General features: G+C 66.5%; 13 protein-coding genes. 3 read left to right on the plus strand and 10 right to left on the minus strand.

All coding sequences use genetic code 11. The features are described from left to right. Positions 1-14 precede the first annotated feature (14 nt). Complete coding sequence (locus ACRWNM_RS20855; protein ID WP_431969721.1) at positions 15-386, plus strand: helix-turn-helix domain-containing protein; 372 nt, start codon at positions 15-17, stop codon at positions 384-386. A gap of 593 nt (positions 387-979) precedes the next feature. Here ACRWNM_RS20855 and ACRWNM_RS20860 read toward each other — a convergent pair. Next, complete coding sequence (locus tag ACRWNM_RS20860) at positions 980-1,843, minus strand: protein kinase family protein (RefSeq protein ID WP_431969722.1); 864 nt, start codon at positions 1,841-1,843, stop codon at positions 980-982. 729 nt (positions 1,844-2,572) lie between these two features. On the opposite strand from ACRWNM_RS20860, the gene ACRWNM_RS20865 reads away from it, so the two are divergent. After that, positions 2,573-3,121 (plus strand): hypothetical protein, encoded by a 549-nt coding sequence (locus ACRWNM_RS20865; protein WP_431969723.1) that lies wholly within the window; start codon positions 2,573-2,575, stop codon positions 3,119-3,121. A 243-nt stretch (positions 3,122-3,364) separates the two neighbouring features. On the opposite strand, the gene ACRWNM_RS20870 is transcribed toward ACRWNM_RS20865, so the two are convergent. After that, positions 3,365-3,760 carry a winged helix-turn-helix transcriptional regulator gene (locus tag ACRWNM_RS20870; RefSeq protein ID WP_431969724.1) on the minus strand — a complete coding sequence of 132 codons (396 nt, stop codon included), beginning with the start codon at positions 3,758-3,760 and terminating at the stop codon, positions 3,365-3,367. A gap of 64 nt (positions 3,761-3,824) precedes the next feature. Here ACRWNM_RS20870 and ACRWNM_RS20875 point away from each other — a divergent pair, with 64 nt between their 5' ends. After that, the gene (locus ACRWNM_RS20875; protein WP_431969725.1) at positions 3,825-4,664 is read left to right on the plus strand and encodes an NAD(P)H-binding protein; all 840 of its coding nucleotides are present in this window, start codon (positions 3,825-3,827) and stop codon (positions 4,662-4,664) included. 362 nt (positions 4,665-5,026) lie between these two features. Here the strand turns inward: ACRWNM_RS20875 and ACRWNM_RS20880 are convergent, their stop codons facing one another. The 8 genes from ACRWNM_RS20880 to ACRWNM_RS20915 form a co-directional block, all read right to left on the minus strand. Continuing rightward, the gene (locus ACRWNM_RS20880; protein ID WP_431969726.1) at positions 5,027-5,560 is read right to left on the minus strand and encodes a hypothetical protein; all 534 of its coding nucleotides are present in this window, start codon (positions 5,558-5,560) and stop codon (positions 5,027-5,029) included. 352 nt (positions 5,561-5,912) lie between these two features. Further along, on the minus strand, positions 5,913-7,028 hold the full coding sequence (locus ACRWNM_RS20885) for a hypothetical protein (RefSeq protein ID WP_431969727.1): 1,116 nt from the start codon (positions 7,026-7,028) through the stop codon (positions 5,913-5,915). Positions 7,029-7,101: 73 nt separating this feature from the next. Next, positions 7,102-7,614, minus strand: a complete 513-nt coding sequence (locus ACRWNM_RS20890) for a DUF2199 domain-containing protein (protein WP_431969728.1) — start codon at positions 7,612-7,614, stop codon at positions 7,102-7,104. Positions 7,615-7,787: 173 nt separating this feature from the next. Beyond that, positions 7,788-10,574 (minus strand): DUF5682 family protein, encoded by a 2,787-nt coding sequence (locus ACRWNM_RS20895; protein WP_431969729.1) that lies wholly within the window; start codon positions 10,572-10,574, stop codon positions 7,788-7,790. Further along, a complete protein-coding gene (locus ACRWNM_RS20900) occupies positions 10,571-11,686 on the minus strand; it encodes an ATP-binding protein (protein WP_431969730.1) in 1,116 nt (371 codons plus the stop codon). Before ACRWNM_RS20900 ends, ACRWNM_RS20895 begins: the two co-directional genes overlap by 4 nt. Before the next feature lie 13 nt (positions 11,687-11,699). After that, positions 11,700-13,076, minus strand: a complete 1,377-nt coding sequence (locus ACRWNM_RS20905; protein WP_431969731.1) for a VWA domain-containing protein — start codon at positions 13,074-13,076, stop codon at positions 11,700-11,702. Further along, positions 13,073-14,449 (minus strand): hypothetical protein, encoded by a 1,377-nt coding sequence (locus tag ACRWNM_RS20910; RefSeq protein ID WP_431969732.1) that lies wholly within the window; start codon positions 14,447-14,449, stop codon positions 13,073-13,075. The genes ACRWNM_RS20905 and ACRWNM_RS20910 overlap by 4 nt, the downstream gene beginning before the upstream one ends. Next, a complete protein-coding gene (locus ACRWNM_RS20915) occupies positions 14,449-14,943 on the minus strand; it encodes a hypothetical protein (protein WP_431969733.1) in 495 nt (164 codons plus the stop codon). The genes ACRWNM_RS20910 and ACRWNM_RS20915 overlap by 1 nt, the downstream gene beginning before the upstream one ends. Between the last annotated feature and the right edge of the window lie 98 nt (positions 14,944-15,041).

Here is a 15,041-nt window from a genome sequence, read left to right on the forward strand (position 1 = left end):
CAAGGCGGGCACCGATGACCAACTCACCAGCTGTATTACGCCACGGCGCTGACGCCGCCGCATGGCAGAGATTCGGTGCGCGCCTGCGGGCGCTGCGCCGCGAAGCACGCAAGACCCAGGACGACATCGCGGCGGCCCTCTCGATCCCACGCGGCGCGGTATCCGAACTCGAACGCGGAAACCGCAAGCTACACAGCGGCGAACTCGCCCGCTTGGCCCGCTTCTCCGACATCTCGGCCGACGAGATTCTCGACCTCCCTGTGCAGACCAGCACGCTGCTCGGTGTCGACCTGCGCCCGGCCGACTACCGAACGGTGCTGTCCTACGCCGAATACCTGCGCTACCAATGCGATCGCGTCGAACAGGACAGTGCGCCGACGCCGTGAGCTGGGCACTGAACTATTCGCGCGGCGGGCCGCGGCGCGCGAATCTGTCACCGAAGCGTTCAGTAAACGCCGTCGCCACTGGGCTTCAGCCGATGCACAACGACCTTGACCTGCGCATTGCACTGAAGCTGACAGGCACTGAACTGTGCACTGCCCTGTTCGTTGAAAGACTGTCCTTTTGTCTGACGTTTCGCGTGTTCGCGAGCGTCTAGATCGCCGCTGGGTGCGAGTTCCCACCTCGATGTCAGCGTTCAGTCACAGACGGGGGAGTGACTGAGTCCGCCTCGTGCAGGAAGCGTTCGATGGTCGACCGCCACTGTTCGCGCGCGTCGATGTGTGTCATATGTCCGGCTCCGTCGAGCACTACTGCCTCGGCAGAGGGAATCGACATCGCGGTACGTTCGGCCGTAGGCAGGCCGTTCAGCAGAAGCGGATCAAAGTACCCAGGGCCTGCCGCATCCAGCCCTGTTGTCGGCCGCCCGGGGGCCATCAGATGGTGAACGAGCTGTCCGGCCCGCCGATCCGGCGGATCGCCTCCAGGGGATACGGGGTCTGTCTGCTCTCGAAACGGAACTCGCGGTAGTAGTCCGTCATTACTGCGGCGACCGGTGCGTGGCGGGTGAGGATCGCCGCGATCTGCGGCGGAATTCCCGTTGGAGGTTCCCCTCGTGCGCAGGCGTGCACGAACGCGATGCACTCGTCCCGCTCGACCCGTACAGGGCGACGACGAGCCACTGCACCAGGTGGGTGAGGGTGTAGCAGCGGTCATAGGTCTGGTGGTCGGCGAAGAAGTCGACCTCTTCCTTGGACAGGTCGAACCGGGAGGAGATCGCGAGGCCGTAGTCGGTGAAGAACAGCCGCTTGCCGTCGGTGAGGATGTTCTGGAAGTGGCCATCGAAGTGCAGGAGCCCGCGGGCGTTCATGAAGGAGATTCCGGCTTCGAGTTCCTTCGTGACCATGGTGCATGCCTGCTCGGCGGTCTCGTCGTCGGCTTTGACCTGAACGTCCAGCCAGTCGTGCAGGTTCTGCGGGATGTACTCCAGGAACAGTGTGACGCTCGCCGAGGAGTCCCGCAGCGCCTCGATCCGGTGGCGCACCTGTGGTCCGCCTCCCCAGTAGGCGACAACTTTCTCCACATCGGCCAGTTCCTCGGGCAGCGCCTGCCCGGTGTGGGGCAGCACCCGCCAGTGGTACATCAAGGGAAAGCCCTCATGGTCCTGTGCGAGCACCCAGTTCGTCGTCATGGTGTGCACGGCCAACTCCCGCCAGGCCCCCCATCCCGGGCTTCCGGGGACCCCGAGGCCGGGATGGCAGAAGACAGGTAGCCCGAAGAGGTTCGCCGTGGACCGGACGTGCTCCGGCTGCCTTTCCAGATCGGTCAGCGGCAGCCGCTTGACGAAGACCGGGGTCCCGTCGACCTCCAGCAACGCCGAAGTCCCGCCGATGCCAGAACCCATCGGCGCAGCCGTATCCACTAGGTCGCGCAGTTCGCGATCACTGCACAGCGCCAATGATGTGGAGACGGCACTGTAGGCAGCCAAACGCGCACCACGCGATGCGTCGAGCTTCTCGACGGCTACCTCCACCAGGGCACCGACCTCTCTGCGATACTCGAGTCCGTCCAAAGGGCGCGCACACACGAGGGATAGCCCGGCGGCGCGCCCGCTGGGACGGGCGGACGGCATCCGGGACCATGTTTGTGAGGCCGATCCAAATACCCTTTGGCCGCACTGTACGAACCGCGCCAGCATGGTGTTCAACAAATGCGTCGAAAACAGTTGGTGTTCAACAAATTCTGTCAGACCTTTCTCGGACAGCCACGGCTATGATCGCGACGACCGACCGACCTGATGCGGTCGTGCTCGACGGCGACACCCTCGATCCGATCGTCGGAGGTGGTGCGCGAAGCCCTCGACACCACTACACCAGGCGGCCGCCTCGTCTTCATGTGTTCGCCGCCCTCGCCGAGTTCATCCGCGACCTGATCGTCGACGGGACCAACGAGGGTCCGGCTGCCACATCGTCGCGGCTTGGTGGAAGGAGTCGTGGTGTGGGCATCGTGCGAGATCGCCACCGACTTGTGCAGTCCCAGTACTGTTGCGGTACAGCGCTATGGCCGATCGCCTGGCGCTCTCGGCACAGTTCTCGAAGGGCCCCGTATGGACAACTTTCTTGCCGTGTCCGGTATGGCCGGAACCGCCGTCGGTATCGCCGGGCTCATTTTCGCGATCATCGCATCGCGGCGGACGGCACGCGCGCGGCGGCGCCGCCAGGATCTGCTTCAGTGGGCGATCGACCGAGCCAACCACGCGAAAATGGAACACGAGATCCTCGATGACCTCGTGGCGACGAACAATGATCCCCTGCTCGCCCGCTGGCTGTGGCTGAGCCACCAGAGCGGAACCGACATGTACCTCGCCCTCGTCGACGAATACCTGTCCGGAGAGAAGAAATTCACCTACGCCGACCTGAACAAGATCGCCGACACTGGTCTTGTCGGTGGCGCCTGGCAGTACCGGTACTGGCTGTCGAAGATCGTGCTGAGGCCGGAGAACCGCGGCGAGGATGCTCCCGCAGCGCCCCAGTTCACCAGCACGCGCGTGCGGCGCCACAACGAACTCCGTCGGCTCGAAGCCGAAGGCGGCAACGCAGCCCTGACTGCTCTCAACGCGGACCCCGCAAGCGAATCGGGAAAGGCCAGCCACCCGCTCGGCCGAAAACCGGCGGATGATTGACACATCGCCCGTAGGGCGCTGGCGATCCAGGGTGGCATCAACCAACATTCCCGTGCTGCCTCGCATTCAGTTGGACAATCTCGCTCCAGTCACTTGACATCTATAACTGGTGGAGTGCACTTATTTGCGGTCTGCACTGATCCGATGGTCCTGGCCGTCCTGAGTGCCGATGAGCGAGTGATCCGGGGTGTGCTGCCGAATCTCATACGCCCTGCTCGGCTGGGGTGACTCCCAGACGTTCGGTCATGTGTGGTGTTGGTCGTATTGCTGTCGTGCGGCGGTCACATCAGCGGCGTGGAGGCGGACCCATGCTACGAATGGCTGCAGGGACTCGGTCAGGCTGTGTCCGAGGGCGGTGAGTTCGTAGCTCACCCGTGGTGGGGTGGTGGGTTCGACACTGCGTACTACCAGCCCGTCCCGTATCTGGGTGCGCAGGGTTTGCGACAGCATCTTGTCGCTGATCCGATCGATCGCGGCCTGCAACTCGGAGAATCGTAATGGACCGTCCCGCAGCGCATTCAGAATGTGGCCGCCCCATCGGCTGGTGACGTCGACTACCTCGCGTGCGGAGCATTCGATGTTAGGTGTGTCACTCGCGCCCGATGCGGTGGGGTGGAAGACCTGCGACCGTACCGTCATTTCGGCAGCTTACCTGCAGGTAGGTACTTACCCGAGGCAAGTTCTCGGTTCTACTGTTCCGGCCATGTTGACAGTTGTTTTCGGAGCGAGTGGAAACGTCGGCCGCCACGTGGCGGCAGGGTTGAATTCCGCTGGTGCGCACGTCCGTCTGACCAGCCGCAACCCCGACACGGCGCCGCTCCCGCCAGGAGCCGACGTGGTGGCGGCCGATCTGGAACACCCCGCAACCCTTGCCTCCGCACTCGAAGGTGCCAACAAGGTGTTTCTCTACGCCAGACCCGCGGGGATCGACGGGTTCGTAAGAGCCGCCGAATCCGCTGGCGTGCAACATGTTGTGCTGCTCTCGTCGGTGGCCGTCCTGGACCTCGACCCCAGCACCAACCCCACTGCCTGGATGCACACCCAGGTCGAATCCGCCCTCGAGGCATCGGATCTGGAGTGGACATTCATCAGACCCGGGATGTTCGCCACGAACACCCTGTGGTCGTGGCAGCGGTCCGTTCGGGACGTGGGCGCGGTCCGGCTGCCGTATCCCGACGCGAGGACCGCACCTGTTCACGAAAAGGACGTCGCGGCGCTCGCGGTGGCGGCATTGACCGAGCCATACCACCGCGGCCGCGCCTATGTTGTGTCCGGACCAGAGGCGCTCACCCTGCGTAGCCAAGTGCAGCACATCGGCGAGGCCCTCGGCCGTGACATCGCCATCGAGGAATCCTCCGTCGACCAGGCACGCGCGGAATTGGTCGCGACCGTGCCACCCTTCGTCGCCGACGCGATCCTGGAGGGATGGCAGGCCGCGGCGACGACACCGCCACCGGTGTCGACCACGATCGCCGACATCCTCGGTTGTCCCGCAAGGACATTCGCGCAGTGGGCCCTCGACCACGAAGCCGACTTCCGTTGAACGACTGCTCGCCAAGCAACACCATGCTCAGTCGCGTGCATGAGTTATGACCCTCCTTCCCTTCCTTCCGATGTTCTGGCACAGGGAGCGTGGAGTCCAGGTGAGGTGGCGTCCCTTCTGTCGGTTCGAGCTGCTCGGGAGTTCGTGCCGAGGGCAAGTCGGTCGAGGCATCGTCCGTGTCTGGGTCGTGCAGGTATCGACGGCGATGTAGCGACGGAGTGGACGCGCGGCGATCACACTGTCGCGCCGACCGCGGCGGCGAGGCGGTCGATGTATTTCTCCGCCGAGGTACCGGTAACCGACTCCAGGAGTTGGCACAGCGGCCATCGGCACTACCCTCGGCCGCTGCGCTTCATCGCTCATCAAGCAACATCGTCGGGCCCGAACGGCGGACAGAACAGCTCATCGCTCGAGAGGATCCGCAAGCCCGGGTTCACCCGGATACTGTCGAGATCCACATGCGTATCCGAGTAGAGCGTCAGGTCGGTCAGGTTGGGAAGCGGTGGCAGCGAAACAGATTCGCCGTGCAGGTCGAGAATCAGCGACTTCAGCCCGGTCACGTCACTGAGGACATCGAACGTCTCGACAGCGACCAAGGACAGGACCAGATGGCGCACCGGAACTCCGCTGAGTTGCCCGAGATCCACGTGCGCAGGCCCACCCAGAAGAAGTCGATCCCACGACCGAACCTCGCCCTCGTCAGTCCGTGTCAGCGGTCCTAGATCCATGCCGTTCTCATCCCACAGCAGGGCCTCGCGCACCGCCGGCAGACAGGTCACCGGCTCCAAATATCCGACCCATTCGAGGTCGGTCGTGAGCCGTCGCCGACCGAGTATCGATGCCGCGTCAGGTGCGGCCTCTGACGCGGTGCCCGCGATAGCCCGCTGCCACGGCACGCTCAGGCTCTCCCAGAAGGAGTCCCATGATAGGTCGAAACGCGACTCCCACTGGGTGACCAGCGATGCAGTACCGTCCACCCACCCACCCTACGTTCGAACGCGGTCGCCCACTGCGATCGGTGAACGAAATACGGTTCGGTGCAGCACATTCCACAACGCCGAAGTGTCTGTGCCAGCTGCCGCTTGTGTCGGGTCGCCCTATGATCGAACCGGCCGCACTCGACAACACGCCGTAATGCCGCCTATTGCGCGGTCACGAACGTCCGCTTCTGCCGATGAGCGTGCATCTGGTCGTACCGCTTGTGTACACCGCGACCTCGAAGACTAACCCCAACGGGTCAGCGCACGCCTACATTGCCGTGCTGGGGAAAATCGCGACCGCACCGTCGATCAGCACATAGAGGGTGTGGGTCTTCGAGTCCACGGCGAGGCTGTGTGGATCCTCGACGCGCAACGTGCCGGTGCTTGCGCCGGTCACTGTGTCGATCATCTTGATCTCGTCGGTGTCGTCGGAGAATGCGTTACCCGCGACGTACACGGTGTGCGTAGCAGGGTCAAGCGTTGCCGTGTACATCAGATCGAGGCCCTTGGAGTCTTTCCGCTTTCCGAAGCCGACATGCCTCCTGAACTCCGCCATGGTGGAGTCGGCGACAACGAGATCGCCTTCTTGGTTCACAACAACGAGTTTGCCGGTGCCGGAATCGAACAGGGCGATCTCGGCCCTGGCGGATTCGCCGTAGGGCAGGCGGCTCGTCCTGGTTCGGGAGTGTGTCACCAGGTCGATCATGTCCACCTCGCCATCCACTACAAAAGCGGTGTTCGACCTGGCCTCGACAGCGATGTCCTTACCGTAGCCGACGGCCACCGGCACCGCAGCCGTGACTGACGTGGCACCCTCCGGGAGTGCCGACATGGTGCTGTTGTAGTGCAGCCCGTCGACATCCTCGACCGTACCTTGGCTGAGAATGTATGCGGTGTGGGTGTTTTCATCGACGTCTACCCGCATCGAGTACGTTCCCGTGTGAACGTTGGCGGTGATGGCGTTGGTCTTGCCGTCGATGACCGTGAGCAGCCCACGACGTTCCCGACGGTCCAAAGCGCTGACGACGTAGAGGCTGCGCGTAGTCGAGTCGAATGCGATATCCGAGGGGTAGGCGGGAAGCGGGATCACGGAGCGGGCAGCCTTGGACGTCATGTCGATCACTGACAGCGTGTAAATGTTGGTGCGGGGATCGTCGCGATCGGAGGCGATAGTGGCGGCGTACAGCGTGCCCGATGCAGGGTCGATGGCGAGTTCGCCTGCAAATACGTTGTCACCCAGAGGGATTGTCGAGATGACAGCGTTGCCCTTGATCGTTGCCGAGCAGCCGCTAGCGGGTATCGCGATACCCGCGACGCTAACCGCTGTCACGAACAGGCGGAACCATCCTGTCCGTGACAGCAGTGAAAAATGGGCTTGGTGCACCCGTCCCCCCGAGTATCGATCTTGATCGCCATACTACCTGGCACGACCTTATTGGTCGGGGCTACGGCGGTTGTCACTGCTGAGGGTGCAGCAACAGTTCGGCGATGGCTTGTATGCGGGCGAGGGTGATGCCGGTCCGCTGTTCCACGGCCAGTGGGTGGTCGGTGGGTTCCAATTCCACTGTCGGGCGGACACCGACGGGCTGGCTGTGCACCTTCGTCTTCAAGTTCAGGGTCGTCGGTTCGTATGTGGACAGCTCGGTTGAGAGCCAGCCGAAATACGGTGGCTCCTGTACCCGCTCCGGACTGGTCCACAACTCCGTCGCACGTGCGAAGTTCGCCTTGCTCAGCGAAATCCACACGCCCCATTCGAAGTCCTTCTCCGAGTCCAGGACCGGCAGGATCAGGCGGGCACGGAGGAAGAAGTGCTCGTCGGCGATCACGCACTGGTCGTCGCCGAGGACATTGCCCGAACCGCCTTCCATGCCCTCGTTCCAGTACGCGGGCGCGACCGTGCCATAGGTGAATGGCAGGCCATCGTGTTCCTGACCGCAGTGAGAGCAGAGGAACGCCAGATCTGTCGACATGCCTGACAGCATAGAAACCGGACATCGCGCTCTCGTGATCGCAGAGTCGCTCTTGGTCCGGAAGACGCCGTGGAGAATCTTTCGGCGGGTTCGGGTCTGCGGACACCCGCTCTCCCGCGCGCCGATGGCTCCGGCGTGGCGGGAGAGCGGGTGTCCGCGGCGGCGTGGGCGGCTCAGCGCCTCGCGGTGGGGACGAGTGTGGCCAGGGCCGCCGCTGTTTCGGGATGCCGGGTGACGAGCGCCGCGACCTCGGTGTGCGGGGTCGCGGCCGGGCGCTGCCATTCGCCGCTGTGGCCGAGCAGCGCGCCGAGCGCGTCGCAGGCCGCAGGGTGGGCGAACAGCAGATCCGTGACCGGTCCGCCCGCCGCCGCGAGAGCGGGCGCGGCCGCGGGTTGCGGCGTGCCGGTCCACGGCGGACTCCAGCTGTCCACGGCCGCAAGACCGGACGGGAAGGTGCGACCCGCCTCCCTGGTGAGCGCCGGAATCAGTTCACCGGCCTGGCCGCGCAGGGTGGTGATCAGCTTCGGCAGCCAGGGCAGCAGCACGCTGTCCGGCAGGCGGCCGAACGCCTTCGACAACAGCTCCACCACAAAGGGTTTCAAGGACGGCACCGGATCCATGGCCTGCACGAAACCGCTCAGATACTGCGGGAACGCAGGCACAACGAGCGGGTTGGCCAGCATGTCGTCGCAGCGGGTGCGCAGTTCCGGCAGCGTGAGCAGACCGAGTTGCAGGCGTGTCGCCCACAGCAGCGCCACCTTCGCCGGTGCCTCCGGATGCGACTGCAACACCGCCAGCTCGAGCTGGGTGTGGTCGCAGCCGAGCGACAGGGCCAGGTTCTCCATGCCGAACAGGAAGCCCAGCATGGCGGCGACCGGTCGCACGCCGGTGTTCTCGTCGGTGAAGGCGGTCGGCAGCAGCGTGCAGTAGTGGGCATAGCCCGCGGTGACGAACCGGCCGCACCAGTCGGGGAGACCGTCCTCGGTCGATCGGAAATAGTTGAGCAGCAGCCGGATTCGGCGCAGGACCTCGGGTGCGTCGTCCACCGATCGCTCGGCGGCGAGCAGTTCGACGGCGCGGTGGCCGAGTTCGTCGGCCAGCCGCGGCGACTTCAGGTACAGCAGCGCGTCTTCCACCGTCGCCAGCGCTACCGCGGCCGTCGCGTCGGCCGCGGACACCGCCATGCGCAGCCGTTGCTCGAGCACCTGCTCGATGGTCACGCCTTCGTAGCCGAGCTCGACCAGGGCCCGCTGGTGTTTGCCGAGCGCCAGATCCCAGCTTTCCTGGATGGAGCTCTCACCGAGCGTGCGCGACCCCATGATCGGCCGCACCGCGTCCGACGGCAGCAGCCTGCGCAGGATCCACAGCAGATCCGAACACGGCCGCAGATGCGGGTCGGCCCGCAGGTCCAGCAGCGACCGCTGCACGGTGCGCTTGCCGGTGTCGATGCCGAGCGGCGCCAGCCGATCGAGCACGTCGCGCGCGAGCGGCGGCAGGGCCGCGTAGCCCACCTGGCCGATGCGATCACCGCCGAGCAGGATCTCGCACAGCTTGCGCACGTCGCGGCGACCCGGGACGTGGTCCTTCTCGATGCACGTGATCGCCGCGTCTTGGAAGTCGTACGGCGTCGGGCGGGCGCGATTGCGCACGCCCGCCAACAGGATCGAGGTCTCGAACACCGCGATCGCATCGGCGGTGCTCGCCAGGTAGCCGTTGCGCCGGGCCAGCCGGACGATGTCCACCGACCAGTCGAGCAGCTCGGCCTCGTCGAGCGAGTCCAACCGCGGCGGCGTGGACAGAAACCCCGTCAGCTGGTCGGCCACCGCGGCGGTGGTCACGACGGGCGGCGTGCGCTTGCTCGTCTTCTTGCTCGCGGACTTCTGGCCCGCGAGCTGGAACGGCTTCACACCGCCCCGCCGCAATCCCTTCGACCAGGTCGCCGCGGCGATCGACACCGACCCCGAGGCGAGCCCGAACTGCTCCTCGATGGCCGACTGGCTGGACGGGATGAGCCCGTACTGCCAAGTGGTCTTCGACCGCGGCGTGATCTCGTAGGGCGCGGCGTCGGCGGGGAGGCCGAACTGCTCGACCCTGCTGGCTGCGTGGAACGCCCCGCACACGTAGAGGCAGTCGGCAGGGTCGGCGCCGGTCGCCTCGAGATGTTCGCGCATCCGCGTCCACATGTAGCGCTCGCGGTTCTCGTCCTCCTCGACGCCGGTGCGGCGCAGCCGGCGGAACAGGCTGCCGATCAGCACCATGACTTGGCGGTAGGTGTCGTAATCGGCTCCCGCCAGCGGTTGTTCGACGTACTGGTCCCACCACTCCGACCAGTGCCGCACCTTGCCGTGGTGCAGCAGGTGCTCCTCCAGCTCGGCGAAATGCGGTCGCAGATCACCGATGTCGATGCCGACGGCGTCGCCGTGCAGCGCGCCGTCCTCGGTGGGCTCCGGCGTCTTGTCGGCGGGTGTGTCACCGTCCGGCGTGCCGCCGTTCGGCGCCCACTGGAAGACGTGGTCGGTGGAGCGATCGACGAGCACGAGTTCGACGCCGGGAGTGTCGAGCGCGTAGGAGATCGCCTGGTATTCCGCCGACGCCTCGGTGATCGGCGCGACCACCGACAGCGGCGCCCAGGTGGTAGGGAAGCCGTCGAGTTCACCGGCCCACGCCTGCACCGCCACCGGCAGCTTGCAGTTGCGCAGCTCGTCCAGGATCGGCCGCAGGTCCTCGCACAGTTCCAGATAGACGACCTTGGGTCGCTTCTCGTGCAGTCGCCGCACCATCGCCAGCCCCGAGGCGGGCGAATGATGGCAGACCGGGAAGATCTCGAGCTCGACCGCCAGCGCCCGGTCGACGTCGTCGACGATGCCGGCCAAGATCTCCGCGACCGCGCCGGGCTGGGCCGCGAATCGGGTCGCGGCCTCGGCCAATTGCTCGCGCAGCGCGCCGAACGGACCGGTCACGAGAGCCTCGCGATCGCCGCCCGGCCGCCCTCCAGGAACTCCGACCAGTCCCCGCCGGCGTCCTTGCTGCGCGGTTCGACCACGCCATGCCAGAACTTGTTGAGGATGGCCAGATCCTCCGGCGCCCGCCGGGCGAGCGAGCCGACCAGCGAACCCGCGAGCGTCTCCGCCCGCAACGTGCGGTCGCCGAAGAACTGGCTGTGCAGAATCGCGTCCTCCAGCACGCCGATCTGCTCGGCGGTCGACAGCGCGGACTCCAGCTTCTCGTCGTCGCTGGTCGCGGCGGCGGCCGCGGAGCGGAGATCGGCGAAGCTGTCGAGCAGGATGTCGAGCAGCGTGGGCGGCAGCTCCAGCTCGATCTGGTGCCTGCGCAACAGTTCCGCGGTGCGGAAGCGCACGATCTCGGCCTCGCTGCGCTTGTTGGTCACCACCGGGATGCGCACGAAGTTGAAGCGCCGCTTGAGCGCCGAGGAGAGGTCGTTCACGCCGCGGTCGCGGCTGTTGGCGGTGGCGATGATGGAGAAGCCCGGCTTGGCGAACACAACGTTGTCGTCGTCGAGTTCGGGGATGGAGACGTACTTCTCGGACAGGATCGAGATGAGCGCGTCCTGCACATCGCTGGTGGAGCGGGTCAGCTCCTCGAAGCGGCCGATCACGCCCTGCTCCATCGCGGTCATGATCGGCGACGGGATCATCGATTCCCTGGACTGCCCCTTGGCGATCACCATCGAGATGTTCCAGGAGTACTTGATGTGATCCTCGGTGGTGCCCGCGGTGCCCTGGACCACGAGCGTGGAGTTCCGGCTGATGGCCGCGGAGAGCAGTTCGGCGAGCCAGCTCTTGCCGGTGCCGGGATCGCCGATCAGCAGCAGCCCGCGGTCGGAGGCCAGCGTGACGATGCTGCGCTCGACGAAACTGCGGTCGCCGAACCACTTCTGGTCGATCTGCCGGTCCAGGCCGTCGGAGCGCTCGGAACCGAGGATGAACAGCCGCACCATCTTCGGGCTCAGCCGCCAGGCGAAGGGCTTGGGGCCGTCGTCGATCGACTCCAGCCAGTCCAGCTCCTCGGCGTACTTCAGTTCGGCGGGGGCGCGCAGCGTGGTATCGGTCATGGTCTGAGGTCTCCTAGTCGAGAAAGTTCTTGAGTTCGAACACGAGTTTCTGGATGCGGCCCGAGATCACCGGCGTGCCCATGGCCTTGAAGCGTTCCCGGAACCAGGGATTCACGCTCTGGTGCCCGGAGCTGTTGACCGAGCCGACCGGGATGAGCTTCACGCCGTTGCGATGCACGGCCTGCATGCTCTCGTACAGCGGCTGGGAGCGGTCGAACTCGTAGAAGTCCGAGATCCACACCAGCACGGTGTTGGTCGGGTCGACGATCTTCGGCTGGGCCATCGCCATGGCGACGGGGCCGTCGTTGCCGCCGCCGAGGTTGGTGCGCAGCAGCACCTCGAACGGGTCGTGCACCCACGGCGTCAGGTCGATGGCGCGGGTGTCGTAGGCGATCAGGTGCACGTCGACCTTGGGCAGTCCGGCGAAGATCGAGGCGAGGATGGTGCAGTTCACCATCGAGTCCACCATCGAACCGGACTGGTCGACCACCACGATCATCCGGGCGGGCACGGTGCGCTTGGCGGTCTGCCGATAGAACAGGCGGTCCACATAGAGCCGCTCGTCGTCCGGATTCCAGTTGGTGAGGTTCTTCCAGATCGTGCGGTCCACATCCAGATTGCGCAGGATGCGCTTCGGCGGCACCGAGCGGTCGACGGTGCCCGCGGTGGTCTGCTGCACCTGGGTGCGCAGCACCTCGGCGACCTGTTCGACGTAGCGCCGGATGAGCGATTTGGCGTTGGCCAGCGCGACGCCGGACAGATTCGCCTTGTCGCGCAACAGCTGTTCGAGCAGCGACATGCTCGGTGTCAGCTGGGACGCCAGCGCGGGATCGGCGAGCACTTCGCGCAGCCGCATCCGCGAGACCAGGTCGGCCTCGAGATCGGCGAGCACGCCGCGCACCTCGCCGCCGCCCTCTGCGCCGAGCATGCGCCGCAACCAGCCCGCGTCGCGCTGCCAGCCCGCGAGCTGGGTCGCGCTGACCGTGCCGCCGCCCGTCGCGAAGACGTTCAGCAACAGCTTGGACACCAAGGCGGCCGAACGCACCTCGCCCGCGCCGATGACCGCGTCGGCCTCCGTATCGACGGGATCCCGCTGGTCTCCGGCTTCGGTTGCGTCCCGATCCGGCTCGTCCGCTCCTACGACGCCGGTCATCGATTCCGCGGCACGCACGTGCACGCCGAGGCCGTCGAATTCGGACCCCAGATCCGGGAAGCGTTGCACGACATTGTCGATCGAGACGCCGGGGTCGAGCAGTGCCGCGGGCAGGCCGAGGTCGTCGACGATCGCGACGCTCGACGTCTCCAGCGCGGGCTGGGCTTCGCTGTCGAAAATGCCCGCCAGCAGCCGCCAATAGAGGATCTGCCGTCGAGTCTCGTTGCTGTCGGTCATTTTCTCAGCAGCCGTCCCGCTCGTTCCCTCAGCACCGCCACCGCATCGCCCGACTTCGCTTGCGCCTTGACCACTTTCGGGTCGGTCGGGCCGCAGGCCCAGTCGCCGCCGTGCACGTCGACCTCGACGCCCTTGGTCTGCTTGCGCACCGCGAGCGGTCGCAGCGACCACCGCCCGGCATCCCAGCGCAGCATGCCGAGGCAGGTCGAGGAGCTGTTCACCGCGGCGGGTGTGAGCGGACCGCAGGTGGGCAGCCGATCCAGTTCGAGGGCGAGCCGGTGCCCGTCCAGCTCGATGGCGCCGTCCTCGACCTTGTAGCCCTCCAGTAGGACCGGTTCGCACAGGTGCACCGGATCGCGATCGAGCGGGGGAACGGCGGGCGCGAGCGCGCCCGCGAGCCCCACACGCGCCGTGGCGAACGGATCGGCGCTCGCGCCCAGACGAGCCGACTCGTCGTGCCAGATCAGGTCGCCGCCCGCGGTCATCGGCATGCCGTCGATATCGAGGCTCAGCCGTTCGGCGATCGCCTTCATCAGCTGCGGATGGTCGGTGAACAGCTGCCAGATCGCGGGGCCGACGATCGTGTCGACCTTGGCCGCGGCGACGCTGACCCGCACCCGGCGCGTCGCTCCCGCCGCCGTCTCCAGCAGCGCGTACAGCTGAACCTGCACCGCGGTGCCGTGCTCGTGCACGTCGACGCCCAGCGGCAGCAGCCGCCCGGACACCGCCGTCGTCTCCGCGAATCCGCCGGTGCGCCAGGACAACAGGAGCGCTCGCGCCCACAGGTCCGCCCAGCGGCGCTGCGGCAGCCGATCCAGCGTCGCGACCGGACAGCTGGCGCGCAGCTCGGCCGTCAGGCCGTCGAGCAGCACGGCGAGCCTGCGCAGGGCGGGTTCGGCCAGCAGCGCCTCGACGGTCTTGTCGGCGGCGGAGACCAGGTCGTGGTCGACGCCGCGCCATCCGGTGATGGCCACCTCCTGCAACCAGGAGCGGCTGCCCACCGCCAGGTTGTGCGGTGTGTGCGCGGGCTCGGGCTGTTCCCAGGCGGCGCGCTCGCGACCCATGGCCGTGTCCACACGGTCGAGCAGCGCGTCGTGCACGGCGCCGAGCAGCGCGGCCCGCCCGCCGGCCAGCGCCGAGAGCTCCTCAGGGCCGATCGAACCCGCGCTCAATTTCGCGACCGCCTCGGCGATCGCGGGCCCGAGCGGGGATCCGCCGGTCGCGGCGGCGAGGTTCGCCAGCGCGGCCGTGTGTTCGTCGGTGAGCCGCGCGAATCCGTGAGTCAGCGCGGTGTCGAATCCGGTCACCACATCGAGCGCCTCCGCCACCCCCGGCAGCGGCTCGAGCAGTTCGGCCATCTGTACGCCGAGCATCAGCGGCTCACCCCCGTCGAGGGGAACCACTGCAACTCGGGGATCGGCGCGGTGCCGCCCGGCAGCTCCAGGTACGCCAGATGGCGCAGGAAGCGGCTGAACACGACCGCCGCGGGCGCGGGCTCGTGCGAGCAGTTCAGCGCGTGGTACAGGCTCGCGCCCTCCGCGATCTCGACTCCCAGGTAGCGGGCCACCCGTTCGACGCCGTACTGCACGACCGCCTCGTCGAGCAGCGCGTCGATGTGCTTGCACGGATAGGCGCCGCGCAGGCCGCCGCACGGCCGATTGTTGTTGGTGCTGCAGCTGAGTCCGTGCGTCTTCGCCGCCACCGACGAGACGTACACCCGCGCGATGTCCGATCCGCTCGACACCACGCCCTGCAACCGCCCGTCCGCCATTTCGACGAAGGGCACCTTGGCCAGCTTGCGCGGCGCCACGACGGGCAGCGTCTGCACCACCGCCGCCCGCTCCCACTCGCGGTCACCCGAGTCCATCGCGTTCCCTCCCGTTTCTCTTCATGACCGAAAACCTACGCGAGCCCACCGACAAGTTCGCCGTCCTGTTGTTGATCTTGTGAATACCGACAACGACT

The organism is Nocardia sp. bgisy134, assembly GCF_965341865.1.
GTDB lineage: Bacteria > Actinomycetota > Actinomycetes > Mycobacteriales > Mycobacteriaceae > Nocardia.

Bases quoted from the DNA above. Each gene is read 5' to 3' on its own strand.
- ACRWNM_RS20855 (WP_431969721.1), top strand. From the start codon at position 15: ATGACCAACTCACCAGCTGTATTACGCCACGGCGCTGACGCCGCCGCA.
- ACRWNM_RS20860 (WP_431969722.1), bottom strand. From the start codon at position 1,843: ATGGGTTCTGGCATCGGCGGGACTTCGGCGTTGCTGGAGGTCGACGGG.
- ACRWNM_RS20865 (WP_431969723.1), top strand. From the start codon at position 2,573: ATGGCCGGAACCGCCGTCGGTATCGCCGGGCTCATTTTCGCGATCATC.
- ACRWNM_RS20870 (WP_431969724.1), bottom strand. From the start codon at position 3,760: ATGACGGTACGGTCGCAGGTCTTCCACCCCACCGCATCGGGCGCGAGT.
- ACRWNM_RS20875 (WP_431969725.1), top strand. From the start codon at position 3,825: ATGTTGACAGTTGTTTTCGGAGCGAGTGGAAACGTCGGCCGCCACGTG.
- ACRWNM_RS20890 (WP_431969728.1), bottom strand. From the start codon at position 7,614: ATGTCGACAGATCTGGCGTTCCTCTGCTCTCACTGCGGTCAGGAACAC.
- ACRWNM_RS20900 (WP_431969730.1), bottom strand. From the start codon at position 11,686: ATGACCGATACCACGCTGCGCGCCCCCGCCGAACTGAAGTACGCCGAG.
- ACRWNM_RS20905 (WP_431969731.1), bottom strand. From the start codon at position 13,076: ATGACCGACAGCAACGAGACTCGACGGCAGATCCTCTATTGGCGGCTG.
- ACRWNM_RS20910 (WP_431969732.1), bottom strand. From the start codon at position 14,449: ATGCTCGGCGTACAGATGGCCGAACTGCTCGAGCCGCTGCCGGGGGTG.
- ACRWNM_RS20915 (WP_431969733.1), bottom strand. From the start codon at position 14,943: ATGGACTCGGGTGACCGCGAGTGGGAGCGGGCGGCGGTGGTGCAGACG.